The 13,014-nt window shown below is 59.0% G+C and carries 13 protein-coding genes and 1 pseudogene; 2 read left to right on the top strand and 12 right to left on the bottom strand.

The window, feature by feature from the left end:
* Positions 1–20: 20 nt before the first annotated feature.
* The gene (locus GIR22_RS12520) at positions 21–380 is read left to right on the top strand and encodes a transcriptional regulator (protein WP_154743621.1); all 360 of its coding nucleotides are present in this window, start codon (positions 21–23) and stop codon (positions 378–380) included.
* A 14-nt stretch (positions 381–394) separates the two neighbouring features.
* Here GIR22_RS12520 and sctU read toward each other — a convergent pair whose 3' ends face one another.
* The 11 genes and pseudogenes from sctU to sctW all read right to left on the bottom strand — a co-directional run bounded on the left by sctU (position 395) and on the right by sctW (position 10,578).
* On the bottom strand, positions 395–1,492 hold the full coding sequence (gene sctU, locus GIR22_RS12515; protein ID WP_154743620.1) for a type III secretion system export apparatus subunit SctU: 1,098 nt from the start codon (positions 1,490–1,492) through the stop codon (positions 395–397).
* Positions 1,489–2,277: a type III secretion system export apparatus subunit SctT gene (gene sctT / locus GIR22_RS12510; RefSeq protein WP_178122225.1), complete on the bottom strand. Its 789-nt coding sequence runs from the start codon at positions 2,275–2,277 to the stop codon at positions 1,489–1,491. Before sctT ends, sctU begins: the two co-directional genes overlap by 4 nt.
* A gap of 10 nt (positions 2,278–2,287) precedes the next feature.
* Complete coding sequence (sctS, locus tag GIR22_RS12505; protein WP_010177045.1) at positions 2,288–2,551, bottom strand: type III secretion system export apparatus subunit SctS; 264 nt, start codon at positions 2,549–2,551, stop codon at positions 2,288–2,290.
* A 7-nt stretch (positions 2,552–2,558) separates the two neighbouring features.
* Complete coding sequence (gene sctR / locus GIR22_RS12500; protein ID WP_154743618.1) at positions 2,559–3,212, bottom strand: type III secretion system export apparatus subunit SctR; 654 nt, start codon at positions 3,210–3,212, stop codon at positions 2,559–2,561.
* A complete protein-coding gene (sctQ, locus tag GIR22_RS12495) occupies positions 3,209–4,222 on the bottom strand; it encodes a type III secretion system cytoplasmic ring protein SctQ (protein WP_154743617.1) in 1,014 nt (337 codons plus the stop codon). Before sctQ ends, sctR begins: the two co-directional genes overlap by 4 nt.
* Entirely contained in the window at positions 4,219–4,677 is a 459-nt protein-coding gene (locus tag GIR22_RS12490) for a type III secretion system HrpP C-terminal domain-containing protein (protein ID WP_154743616.1), read from the bottom strand. The genes sctQ and GIR22_RS12490 overlap by 4 nt, the downstream gene beginning before the upstream one ends.
* Positions 4,649–5,089 carry a type III secretion system stalk subunit SctO gene (sctO, locus tag GIR22_RS12485; protein ID WP_154743615.1) on the bottom strand — a complete coding sequence of 147 codons (441 nt, stop codon included), beginning with the start codon at positions 5,087–5,089 and terminating at the stop codon, positions 4,649–4,651. Before sctO ends, GIR22_RS12490 begins: the two co-directional genes overlap by 29 nt.
* A pseudogene (locus GIR22_RS12480) lies at positions 5,076–6,433 on the bottom strand (FliI/YscN family ATPase). Before GIR22_RS12480 ends, sctO begins: the two are co-directional and overlap by 14 nt.
* Entirely contained in the window at positions 6,430–7,344 is a 915-nt protein-coding gene (locus GIR22_RS12475; RefSeq protein WP_154743700.1) for an FHA domain-containing protein, read from the bottom strand. Before GIR22_RS12475 ends, GIR22_RS12480 begins: the two are co-directional and overlap by 4 nt.
* Positions 7,345–7,393: 49 nt before the next feature.
* Positions 7,394–9,487 carry a type III secretion system export apparatus subunit SctV gene (gene sctV / locus GIR22_RS12470; protein WP_178122224.1) on the bottom strand — a complete coding sequence of 698 codons (2,094 nt, stop codon included), beginning with the start codon at positions 9,485–9,487 and terminating at the stop codon, positions 7,394–7,396.
* On the bottom strand, positions 9,484–10,578 hold the full coding sequence (gene sctW, locus GIR22_RS12465) for a type III secretion system gatekeeper subunit SctW (protein ID WP_154743613.1): 1,095 nt from the start codon (positions 10,576–10,578) through the stop codon (positions 9,484–9,486). Before sctW ends, sctV begins: the two co-directional genes overlap by 4 nt.
* Positions 10,579–10,841: 263 nt before the next feature.
* On the opposite strand from sctW, the gene GIR22_RS12460 reads away from it, so the two are divergent.
* Positions 10,842–11,393, top strand: coding sequence for an RNA polymerase sigma factor (locus GIR22_RS12460; RefSeq protein ID WP_154743612.1), 552 nt, complete (start codon positions 10,842–10,844; stop codon positions 11,391–11,393).
* A gap of 97 nt (positions 11,394–11,490) precedes the next feature.
* Here the strand turns inward: GIR22_RS12460 and GIR22_RS12455 are convergent, their stop codons facing one another.
* Entirely contained in the window at positions 11,491–12,708 is a 1,218-nt protein-coding gene (locus tag GIR22_RS12455) for an MFS transporter (RefSeq protein ID WP_154743611.1), read from the bottom strand.
* Positions 12,709–13,014 lie beyond the last annotated feature (306 nt).

Below are 13,014 nucleotides of genomic sequence, written 5' to 3'. Positions count from 1 at the left end.
GCTCGAAGGATTACTAGACGATGACCAGCATCGCCAGATTATTCCAGGACACCCTGGTGAGCGGCAATGACGCTCACCAGGTCCTCAGCCAAGGTATCCAACTGCGCCGATTGAACGCTGGCGCCCAAACGGGCCTGGCCTTGCAGATCGCCCGCGAAGTGTTGCAACCTGGACAGCTCCAGCGAGTGCTGGAACGTCGCTTTGAACAGGCCCTGATGTTCGACGGGTGCTTTATCTATCTCGATACCCAGGGCGCGCTGGTGATCTGGCATGCACTGCCTGCACAACCACTGGATACCGACAGGTTGGATGTCATCATCCACCGACTACTGTCTCTGGCCAACCTTGAAGCATTGAATGTGAGTCGCCATCGCTATTGAGCCAGAATGCTCTCTCACCGTTGTTCAAGTTCCGGCAATTCCAGCGTCTCGCGCTTGGCCTCATCATCAAGCTCACGCAAGGTGCGGTAGATCAACGCTACTGCCTGCAGCGTTTCTCGCGGAATGTTGGCCCCCAGTTCTTTCTGATACAGCGTACGCGCCAGCCACACACACTGGATAACCGGTACGTCGGCGGCCTTGGCTCGGTCGATCAGTTTGCGGGCCTCGGCATCCGTGCCTTTTTCCACCAGAAACGGCAGTGGCGTTTTTCCGGGGCGGTAGTACAGGGCGACGGCAAAGTGCGTCGGGTTGACCACCAGCATGTCAGACTCCTCAAGCTTGGGCAGCTTGACCTTCGGCTCCTCCTGGGCCAATTGATAGGCCAAGGCACGGCGCTGCCCCTTGACATGGGGGTCGCCTTCCATGTCCTTGTACTCCTTGATCACCTCTACCTGGGTCATGCGCATGCGCTTGGCAAAAAAGTACTTCTGCATCGTCAGGTCAATCAGCGCCAGTACCAGCAGCAACCCCAGGCAGGCATGCAGCAAGTGTCGGAACAAAACGATCAGCGCCAGGATATAGCTTTGCAAATCGCTGTTGGCCAAGCTGATCAGCGCCGCCAGTGACGGACCGATCACCACGTACAGAATCAGCGACAGGAGCAAGGCCTTGGCCAAGCCCATAAACAGGTTCATCAGTGACTGGCCGGAAAACATTTGCTTGGCTTGATTGAGCGGGTTGAGACGATTGAAGTCCGGCTTCAGGGACTCCGGTGCAAACAGAAGGCCAAACTGCATCCAACTGCTGATCAGTTTTACGGCAATGGCCAGCCCAGCCATCAGCAGGGCAAAGGAGAAAAAAACCACCGCACTCTCGATCAATACCTCTTCCAACGCACGAACAAAAGGCTGGCCGATTCGTGCCATCGGCAGCACCAGCAATTGCTGGAAGCGCTGCATGCTGAGCTCAGCGGTAAGCAAAGCAACTTCGCTCAGGACTGTCAGCACCAGCAACTTACCGATGTCCTGACTTTGGGCGACCTGGCCTTTCTTGCGCTGGTCCTTGAGCTTCTTGGGGGTGGCGGCGTGTTTTTTCTCCCCCGAATCACTCATGGTGCAGCGCCCTGAAACATCAGGCCGAGGGAATGCTTGAGGTCTGCCAACTGCGCCATTCGGGTGACGATCAAATCTTGCAGCAACGGAAAATACAGCAGCAGAATTCCCAGCCCAGCGAGGCTCTTGACCGGGGTCGCCAAGGTAGAAACCTGCAGCTGCGGGCTGTACAGGCCTAGCACCGCGAAGCCGAATTCCAGAAACAGCAGCACCGCAATAAACGGCGCGGCGTACAGCATCATGTGGGTAAAGGTATCGCCCAACACGCCGAGGAAAACACTGAAGCCATTGATTGCCGGCAGCGGCAGCCAGGCAGTTGCCGGCCAGATCAGATAGCTGTCCCAGATCACCTGGGTCAAGACGCTCAGCCCCAGGACCGCGATCAGCAGGTAAATCACCAACTGTTTGAACAGGTGCCCGATGGGCGTGGCGTCCGGCCCCAGCGAAGGGTTGAGTTGGCCACCCGCCAAGGCACCGCGCTGGTTATCCAGCAGCGCCCCCACCGACTCGAACATCCAGAACGGCATGGCCAGCAAGATCCCCAGTAAAAAGCCCAAGGCTGCCTCCTTGAGTACCAACCCGCTGATCATCAGCGCGGAGTAATCCTGGCCGCTCATTACGGCATGGATACCGGGCGCAGGAATGAGCGCCATGACCATCACGATGACGTGCCGGGGCATGCCGCGGATATGTTGAAAACTGAACGCGGGCACCAGAAAGGCACAGGGATAGATACGCGCCATGGCAACCAGCAGGCTTGGCAGATATTCAAGATAAAGCAGCACGCGCAGTCCCTCAGTTCAATGCCGAACGGGCAATCATGTCGAACATCAGGTTGATCAGTTGGATCAACTCCAGGCCGATCCAGCGGCCGGTCAATACCAGCGTAATGCCCACCGCCACCAGCTTGATGCCGAAGGGCAGCGTCTGGTCCTGGATCTGCATCAAGGCCTGCACCAGGGACGTCAGCACGCCGACGATCACCGCCACGATCAGCGGCGGTGCTGACAGCACCACCACCAGCAGCATGCCCTGCTTGAACAGCACGATCGGTTCCATAGGTCACTCAGAGGTAAGAAAGGAACAGGCTGTCGAGCAACCGCGACCACCCGGAAACCATCACGAACAACAACAGCTTGAGCGGCAGGGAAATGGTCATGGGCGAGACCATTTGCATCCCCAGGGCCAACAGCAGGTTGGAGACAATCAGGTCGATCACGATGAACGGAATGTAAATCAAAAAGCCAATCTCGAACCCCGCCTGCAACTGCGACAACACAAACGCCGGGACCAACAGGATCAGGTCTTCGCGCTGGGTGCTTTGCGCCATTTCAGGCGGCCACATGCGCGCGCTGTTTTCCAGCAGGTGGGTCAACACGTCCGCGTCGGTATTGCGCAGCATGAACGCACGCAGCGGCTGGATGGCCCCAAGCCCGGTGTCCAAAAGCGTCTGTACGTTGCTCATGTCCACTGGCGAAGCCTTGACGTTCTGGGCGATCTCGTACCCCACGGGCGCCATGATAAACAGCGTCGCGGCCAGCGCTATACCATTGATGGCCATGCTCGGCGGCACCTGCTGCACGCCGATGGCGTTGCGGGTGATCATCAGCACAATCACGATCTTCAAGAAAGACGTACAAATGATCAACAGCATCGGCATCAACGACAATGAGCCGAGAAACAGCGCCAGGACAAGGGGGTCAATCCCCTGGAGCGTCATCTGGCGAAAATCACACGGGACAACTGCAACCCGAGGCGCCCGTCGACGTCCACCAACTGCCCCTGGCCAATCGGGCGGTCGCCGTAATAAAGCCCGGCCATTCCGGGGGCGTACCCGGTGATGCCCAACACTGCACCGGGAGCAAGATTGCGCAGTTCACCCAGAGTCAGGTTCAGGGTGCCGCAGCGCACCGTCAGGGCCATGCTCAACTCGTCGAAAGGTTCATGGCCGAAGACATCCGCCACAGGTTGATCATCCTCATGCCCCGGGTACTGCTGTGTTGCCAGATCTTCGTCCACGGACGTTTCCTCAATCGAAATAAGCGTCAGGCACAACGGCCCGGATTCATCGTCAATACGCCCGTGCAACCGATGCCTGCCCATGTGCAAGTGACCATTGCCTTGCACATCGAAAAAGGGTTGTTCGAGCATCAGCACATCACCAGCACGTACACTGCGCAACTGCGTGATCGACAATTGCAGGCGCCCCAGGGTCACCGCCATTGCCCACGGAAATGAAGCCGGCAGCGGGCCCGCTGTCGGTTGCCAAGGGCCGGCCTCGTATAACTCCAGCAAGCTCTCGGGGGCCAGCCACAGATAACCCACAACCCTCGAAGCCCCCAGGGTCACCGTGAAGCGACAGCCGAAGTTCAACCTCCTGGAAGCCGGCAGCAACCGCAGGTAACCGAACAACGCCCGCACCTGAGGGCTCAAGTGGTGCTGGAACAGTTCCCAGAACCACGAGTCCGGATCATTGCCGGCCTCGGCCAACGTCACCGGGCACTCCCCCAACAGACTAAACAGTGGCCCTGGTTCGGCGAACGCCAGCACCCCACAGGCGCTCTCGAAACACAGCGGCGCAACGCCCGTGGGGGCACGGCCGGGCTCCATCAGCAAGTCACCGTTCTGGCCTGCAACCTGAAACGGCATGCGCAAACCGCGACCCAACCTGCGCCGCGCAACATCCGTGGCGCCATCCACCACAGGCACGGTTAAAAACGGCATGATCATGCCGGATCCACGTGGGCCAGGTGCACGTTGACAGGCTGCGCCAGCACCCCGGCCAGTCCATCCTGGAGGCGTTGGCGCACGCCAGGTAGCCAACGCGCCGTGTGCTCTTCCTCCGCCTCCAGTTCAACGTTCCAGGCGCCCTGCTCCCGGCGCACGCTGGCGTTGATCCGCCCCAGGCGCGGCAGGTAAAGCGTGGCCTGCAGAGGCCATTGCGAGGCCCCCTGTATACGAGGCGCCAACTGCTCGGCCAATGCCTCAATCATCAGGGGCTCGGTCGAGGCCGTCATGCCCGGCGGGGACGAACCGTAACCGCCGCCCTCACGGTCGGTGGTAAACAGCTGGGTAAATAACCGTCCTTGCTCCCAGGGCACCACTCCCCCCATGCCGGGCTCACGCTCTTCCCGAGGCTCGCGCAGACGCGAGCGCTCAGGTTTGTTCACTGGAACTTGCTTCATCGTTCTCTTCCTGCACCAACAAAAGGGATAACTCCTGGAGCTTTTCGACCTCGCGCAAACGCTGGGTAACCTGCTTCTGCGCGCTGTCGATGTGGGTCGACTGCTCCTCGCGCTGGCTGTGCAGTTCATGCAACTGCCCTTCTTCACGGCGGGTGTCGGCGGACAACGTACGTTCCTGGGCATTCCAGGACTTGAGGTCCTGGAATGAGATCACTTGCCCTTGATGCTTGCCCAACAACTCTGCGGTTTTGCGGGTTTCATCCAACCGGGTTTGCTCCAGTGCGTCCTGTGCCTGCTGGATTTGCAACAACAGCGCTTGCTGTTGCTTTTTGGCCGCACGCAACGCCCGCTCCGCCCGGTCTGCTCGATGCTTGCGCAAGCGCCGCAAGGTATCGATTTCAGAAAGGGACATCGGCGGTCAACTCCATCAGTTGGTCCAGGGTCATCTCCATCGGCATGGGCTCACGCAGGTCCTGACGCAGGAAACCATCAACCGCCTGGCGGCTGTCCACCGCCAGGCGGTCAGGGCATCGCTGCCAGGTTGGTACTCGCCCAACTTGAGCATCAGTTCGATCTGCTGGTACGCCGACAACAGGCGTCGCAAGGCCGTACCGGCCTGGATATGCGCAGGCTCGGCGACATTACTTAAAATCCGTGAAAGGCTGGCCAACACATCAACCGCCGGATAGTGGCCGCGCTCTGCCAGCTTGCGTGACAGCACGATATGACCGTCCAGCAGGGAGCGCACTTCATCCGCCACCGGGTCGTTCATCGAGTCCTGCTCGATAAGCACGGTGTAGATGGCCGTGATCACCCCGTCGCGAGTCAATCCGGCCCGTTCCACCAGGCGCGGCATCAGGCTGTACACCGAAGGCGGCAAGCCGCCACGGCCCAGAGGCTCGCCGGCAGCCAGACCGATTTCACGCTGGGCCCGCGCAAATCGGGTCAAGGAGTCAATCAGCAGTAACACCCGCTTACCCTTGCGCCGGAAGCCTTCGGCCAACGCTGTCGCGGTGAAGGCCGCTCGGGCGCGCTCCATGCTTGAGCGGTCGGACGTCGCACACACCAACACGGCCTTGGCGCGCAATTGATCATCGAGTTCGTGGTCAAGAAATTCGCGCAGTTCCCGGCCACGCTCGCCAATCAGCCCAAACACGATCACATCACACTCGACGTTGCGGGCGATCTCGGCCAACAAGGTAGTCTTGCCACAGCCAGCGCCGGCGAACAGGCCGATGCGCTGGCCCTCGCCCAGCGTGATCAACCCATCGATCGAGCGCACCCCCGTGGACAACGCCCGGTTGATCCTGGGCCGCTCGGTGGGCAATGGCGCCTCACACAACACCGTGCTCGCATCCGGCGTGTCGGCCTCGACAAAAGCACTGGGACCATCGCCCGCAATCGGCCGCCCGAAACCATCGAGCACCTGACCCAGCAATTCATCGCCGACCCGTACCCGATGTGGCACCCCCAGGCGTTGCACACTGGCACCTACTCGCACGCCTTCAAGGTTGCCCAGGGCACTGAGCACGGCATCCTGTTGATCGAAGCCGATAATCTCAGCCAGCATGTATTCGCCAGCAGATTTTTCGACTTGGCACAGATCACCGATGCGCGCTTGTGGAAGGCGACATTGCAACAACATACCATTGACGCGCTGGATGCGGCCGCGCACGGCAACCGGTGCAAAGCTCGCCAGCGCACTCGACTGGCGCTGCTGCCAGGCATCCAGACGGGCCTGCATGTCCTGGTTCACCAGCGCACCTCATAACGCTGACGACCATCGAACACCACCTTGCCGTTATCAATGGAGACCAGTCGCAAGCCGTCCACCTCATCACCAAGAAACAGCCGACTGCCTTGCTCCAGGACGACATGGCCGTTCGGTCCGCCGACGATCTGCACAATCTTGAATGGGAAGCTGTTGTTGCGCTCTTTCACTCGGCTCATGACCGGCACGGCGGTTTCGAACTGCTCGCCAAAACGGTGGAGCATGCGCGTGAGCAACTCCATTTCCTCTTGGGAAACATCACCGTCGAATACAATCTGCCCATTGATCACCTGCAGGCGAACCCGATGGCTCAACTCACGCTCGCGGAGCATCTTCAACAACTGTTGGCGCACTTCATAGGATGAAGCCAGCTCGGTTTTATGACTGATGGCCGGCATCAGCGATGCCTGGGCCTGACGCCCGTCGGGGGAGGTCATACCCAGCGCCGTAACACCCAGCGCAACGACCACCAGCACAGCCATCAGGCGTTTCTGCTGTGACCTGGACATTGACCTGGACAGCGAAGACAACGTCCGGGACATAGATACATCACTGCTGACTGGCACCAATACCTCGGCCACGGGTTCAGGTTTCTGTGGCCAGGGCTGATCGGCCGAGGCGACACAGAGCCGAATACCTCCCACCGAAAATGGCGTATTGAGCGCCAGGTCGCCGATCTGCGCCAGCGCCTGGCCGTCGGCATCCAGTACCAGACCCTCCTCGGCCTGTACCAACCAGCGCTGCTCGACACAACACAACCGCACATGGCGCGCGGCAATCCCCGGGTCATGAAGCACCAGGTCAGCATCAGAATGAGCGCCGATGCACCACTGCTCACCGAACAGCGGCAACGCCGCTCCCTGATGCAAGCCATCCAGTACTCGCAATTCGAACATCATCATGCCCCCGCTGCCGCTGAAAAGGGCCTATATGTCATGTGCGCACTCATGCCACGGCCTCGTGCAACAGACTGTCCCGGTCAAGCTCAAAACGGCCCAGCACTTTTACCTTGGATGCGCTCCCCAGTTCGGCAAACGACAGCACCGGCACATGGTTGAACTCTTCCTGCAGCAGGGTACGCAAAGGGCTGCGCAAATCCTGCGCCACCAACAGCACACTTTTGCGCTTGGCACGAATGACAAAAGCCTGCTTGAGCAGGCTGATCAGGATTGCGCTGCTGTCATTGTCGAGGGCAAAAAACACCCCGGTCTGGGTCTGGCGTAACGCTTCACGCAAAACATTCTCGGTTTGGGGCGACAGCAGCCAGGCATGCAGGCCATCGGCTTCGCTGTACTGATAGAATATCTGCGATTTCAGCGCGATTCGGGCGTAGTCGGCCAAGGCATCCGGCTCACGCTCATGCTGACCATATTCAATCAATGCCTCGACGATCAGCCGTACTGCCCGTAGCGGCACGCCTTCACCGGCCAGGCGTTGCAACACTGCCGAGAAACGCGAAAGCGGCATGATGCGTTGTAGTTCTTGAACCAACTCAGGCTGGTTGAATTCAAGCCAACTGAGAATCGACTTGCTCTCCTGGATCCCGAGAAACTGCGGCCCGCTGAGCATCATCGCCCGCGCCATGCGCTCGATGATCAAACTGTGTGCGGTAAACCGTTCCAGTTGCTCATCGCCCAGTAACAGGTCATCTGGCGCGAGCCACATCCAGTCCTCTTCATCCCGCACCGCCAGGCCACGCATGCCGTTGGCAGGCTCTGTCGTCAATGCCTTGCGGTCCACCGCCACCCAGCCTCCCAGAGTGGCCTTGAGTACCGGCACTTCATGCACGCAGAAGCGAAACTCATCCTCGGCCAGCAACAGGCTGAACTCGATGTCAAAAGGCGGTAGCGTCAAGCCGACGCTGGCGACCAGGCCATTGCGAGTTTGCCGGATGCCTTGGACCAGCTCGGCGACAGCCTGGGAATTCTGTAATGCAGCCGGAAACTGCAACAAGTAGGGCCGGGAAGGATCAAACCCACGCAGGTCTTCCTCACCGTTTTTTTCCGGAGCTACCTCAGTGGTCGACTCTGCCGGCTGTTCTGCTTTCTTGCGCTGACGCGCCAGGTAGTAGCCCAGGGATCCGGTCATCAGCGAGATAAGGATAAACACCAGGGTAGGCATGCCCGGCAGTGCCGCAAAAGCGAGCATACCGACGGAGGCAATCATCCAGCTCTTGGGTTCACTGGTCATCTGCCGGGCAATCTCGGCGCCCATGTTATTGGTGCCTTTGTTGCGCCCATCGGGCGCCACGCGCGTGATGATCATGCCCGCCGTCAGGGAGATCAGCAGCGCGGGAATCTGTGCAATCAGGCCATCACCGATAGTCAGCACCGAATACAGGGCCATGGACTCGCCGGCACTCATGCCGTGCTGGAACATGCCGGTGGAAAATCCACCCAGCAAGTTGATGACCACGATCACCAACCCGGCGATGGCATCGCCCTTGACGAACTTCATGGCCCCGTCCATGGCCCCGAACAACTGGCTTTCGCGAGACAGCTGTTCACGCTTGTCCCGGGCCTGAATGCCGTCGATCAGCCCGGCGCGCAAATCGCTGTCGATGGACATCTGTTTGCCAGGCATCGCATCCAGGCTGAAGCGCGCCGCGACTTCGGCGACACGTTCCGAGCCCTTGGTAATAACCAGGAAGTTGACGAGGGTCAGGATCATGAAGATCACCAGTCCCACCGCCAGGTTGCCCCCCACCACGAAGTTACCGAAGGCCTCGACAATGTCTCCGGCATCCTGCTCCAACAGGATCAGGCGCGTGGTGGCGATCGACAACGCCAGGCGAAACATGGTGGTCAGCAGCAGGATCGACGGAAACGAGGAAAAGGCCAGCGGCCCGGGTAAATAGAGCGCCAGCACGATCAACAGGCACGATATGCAAATGTTGAGGGCGATCAGAATATCCACCAGCCAGGTGGGCAACGGCACGATAAAGATAAACACGATGGCCATCACCACCACCGCACCCAGGACCTCGGCGCGTTGTGCAACCTTTAGGAGCAGGGTATTCAGTAACGCCAGCGCCTTCACTGTTCGAGCTCCGGCGTGTTGGCCAATTGTTGGGCGCTTCGTTCGTTGCGCGTGTACTCGTCCATCACCAGCAAAAAGTTGTGCAGCACTTCCTGCCGCCCTCTGCTGTCCTGCCATAAGGCCAGGGGTAGACGCTGGATTACCGGATAAATGGCATTGAGGGAAATCAGCTGACTGGAGGGCTGCTCTCCGCCGAACTCATTGCCCAGGCGCTGGACCTCAGGGGGTGCGATACCTGTGCTCGCATAGCCCAAAAGACGCTGCAGCAGGATCACGGCATCCGGTGCGCCCGCAGGATGCATAGGGGGCAGATGCTGGACCAACTCCCGGCAATAGGACAGGACGCTGCTCAGTTGACCGCAGCTTTGCAAACCCAACAGCAACGTGCGCAACTTGGCGCAAGCAACGGAAGGCGTATGTGCCGCGATGTCGTCGGCCAGGGCCCGACGCATCACCTTCAGGCCAGTACTGAACTGCTCGCCGCCGAACAGTCCCAGCAATGCCTGCATCAAGGTGACCAGCGATTGCCGGGCGACCACACTGGAGTAATACAACGTACGCACCGCTTGGCGCAGCTCCGGATCATCGCTGGACGCCTGCAGCGCCATGGCGATGTTCAGCCCTGCCTGAATCTCCCCCTTGAAGCGGATTTCCAGCTTGGCCAAGGCATCACGCGCCAGGACCACCTCGGCCTTGCGGACTTCGGCTTCGGCCTGGGCAGTGATCTGTTTGAGCACCACGTAAGTGCGTGCCGGATCGTTGCCCGTAAGCTCCAGCAAGCTGTCAACGCTGGAGTGCTGCAGCAATTGCACCCTGACCTTACGCGAGATGGCCGCCAGGCTTGCCTGGGCCGGGTGACCCAACTGATCATAAAGTTGTGACAACTGCGCAACAGGTGTCACGCGCACATTCAACTGACGCAGGCTCATGGCCTTGCTGTGGAGCTCGACTTCCTGGCTGAACAACGCACCGAGATCGTCGGCAGCAGGCGCGGCAACGGCTGGCGACATTTGCGCAGGACTGATACTGGCAGAGCTGAGCGGATCTGGACCTTGAATTTTTTGCATATCGTTGAGGGGATCGACTTTCATGGGTGGGCCAGACAGGAAGTTTCGTTTCCTTGTGTGGCAAACAACCCCGGTAAGGTTCCACCCTTATCCACATCGAGCGAATTTTGAAAAACCTTGCACACGACCACATCACTTTGTGCAAGTTATTGCACGAAAACGCACCTCAAAAAAGATTTTTACTTATAAATATCAATTAGATACATGATTTTTTTTGTTGGCACAGGCAGTGCTAACAGGGTTTTCGTCGAAACCATTTCGACCGTGTCTACCCTGAGGAAAAAATCATGGATATCCCTATTGATGCTTTAGGCCACCTTCCCCCTGACTCGCCCCAATCCATGCTCGATCTGTCGGACGACCACCAGAAAAAACTTCGTCGATTCATTCATAAGCGCGTACTCAACCCGGAAGATGCGGACGATCTTTTGCAACTGACGTATCTGGAAGCCTGGCGCAACAAGGAACGTTTCAGCGGCCAGGCAGCCCTCAGCACCTGGATGTGCGGCATTGCCCAGAACCTGATCCGCAATCATTTTCGACGCCTGTATGCCAAGCCTGTGCATTGCGAGTTTGATGAGTCGCTATGGCACGGCCAGGAGGAAAGCAAAAATCTGGACTGGGAGTTCGAGGTTAATCGCAGGCTTGAAAGAACCCTGAGAGCCATCAAGCACCTGCCGGTGGAAATGCGCAAAACGCTGTATGCCTCGTTGCAGACCGACGGCAGCTACCAGGACACGGCCAACGTTCTGGAGATTCCCATTGGCACCGTCCGCTCGCGCCTCTCGCGTGCACGCGAACAACTCAAGCGGGCCACCCACAACCCGCTGCGCCCTTAAATCGGGGCCCCGGCACCACGCCGAAGCCTATCGCAGGAGCATTCGATTTAACGGTTAAACGCAAGCGTTGGGCAGCAGGGATATCTGCCCGACCTGATCAGGTTTTTTTCGCACGTGGCAAAAGAATCGCCAATACCCCGAACAACGGCAAGAACGAGCACAACGTGTACACGTACTCAATGCCGTGGGTATCTGCCAAATGCCCCAGCAACGCCGCGCCAATCCCGCCAAAACCGAACATCAGGCCAAAGAACACCCCGGCAATCATCCCCACGTTACCCGGCACCAGTTCCTGGGCATACACCACAATCGCCGAGAACGCCGAGGCCAGGATGAAGCCGATCACCACGCTGAGCACGCTGGTCCAGAACAGGTCGACATGGGGCAACAACAAGGTGAACGGTGCCACACCCAGGATCGAGAACCAGATCACCGCCTTGCGCCCAATCTTGTCGCCAATCGGCCCGCCGAAGAACGTCCCCGCCGCTACTGCACCGAGAAACAGAAACAGATGCAACTGGGAGCTGGCCACCGACAGGTCGAATTTCTCGATCAGGTAGAACGTGAAGTAACTGGTGAAACTGGCCATGTAGAAGTACTTGGAAAACACCAGCAGCCCGAGCACCACCAACGCACTGAGTACCCGGCCCTTGGATAAGCCATGGGTTGCCACCTGGCCTTGCTTGAGTTTGAACAGGTTCAGGTGATTGCGGTACCAGCGGCTGATGGCGTACAGCACGCCCAGGGCAAATATCGCGAACAAACCGAACCAGGCCACATTGCCTTGACCGAACGGAATGATGATCGCCGCCGCCAACAACGGACCAAAAGCGGAACCTGCATTACCGCCCACCTGGAACGTTGACTGCGCCAGGCCATAGCGCCCGCCCGAAGCCAGCCGCGCCACACGGGACGCCTCCGGGTGAAAGGTCGAGGAACCGACCCCAATCAGTCCCGCCGCCAGGAGAATCAACGGGAAACTGCCGGCCTGGGACATCATCAGAATGCCGATCAGCGTGCAGATCATCCCGCATGGCAAGAGGAACGGCTTGGGATGACGGTCGGTGTAATAACCCACCCACGGCTGCAACAGGGAGGCAGTCAGTTGGAAGGTCAGGGTGATCAGCCCGACCTGGGTGAACGTCAGGCCATAATTAGCCTTGAGCATCGGATAGATCGACGGCAATACCGCCTGAATCAAGTCATTGATCAAATGCGCCAGCGCTACCGCGCCGATGACACGCATGACCAGCGGGCTGGTTTGCCCGGCGGCAGGCGTCGTAGCCACAGAGGGCTGGGGATTGCTCAGAGCCATGGAGAGAGTTTCCGTACAACAGATGGATGCACAGGTGCAGGTGCGACAATGTGCCACTTTTAGGTGCAGGAAGGCCAGACCCTTAGGCTGCTAACGAGTGGATCAGTCGAGACCGCCGTTACGCCCCTTTAAAGCGCAACGCCTGGTAAGCAGGCTTGCCCCGCACGGCACAGGGGGGACGCTCAAAAGGGATAGATGAAAATCGCCCGCCGCTCGTCGCCTCAACCGGTGTATTTCCATAAACAATTGATAGCGTAGATAAATTTTCAACAAAAACGCTTGACGCATTGTCGTTCTACGCGAATA

The sequence above is a fragment of the Pseudomonas karstica genome (assembly GCF_009707515.1).
GTDB lineage: Bacteria > Pseudomonadota > Gammaproteobacteria > Pseudomonadales > Pseudomonadaceae > Aquipseudomonas > Aquipseudomonas karstica.
The sequence above is the reverse complement of the archived record's forward strand: the minus strand, read 5'-3'. Positions and strand labels throughout refer to the sequence as shown.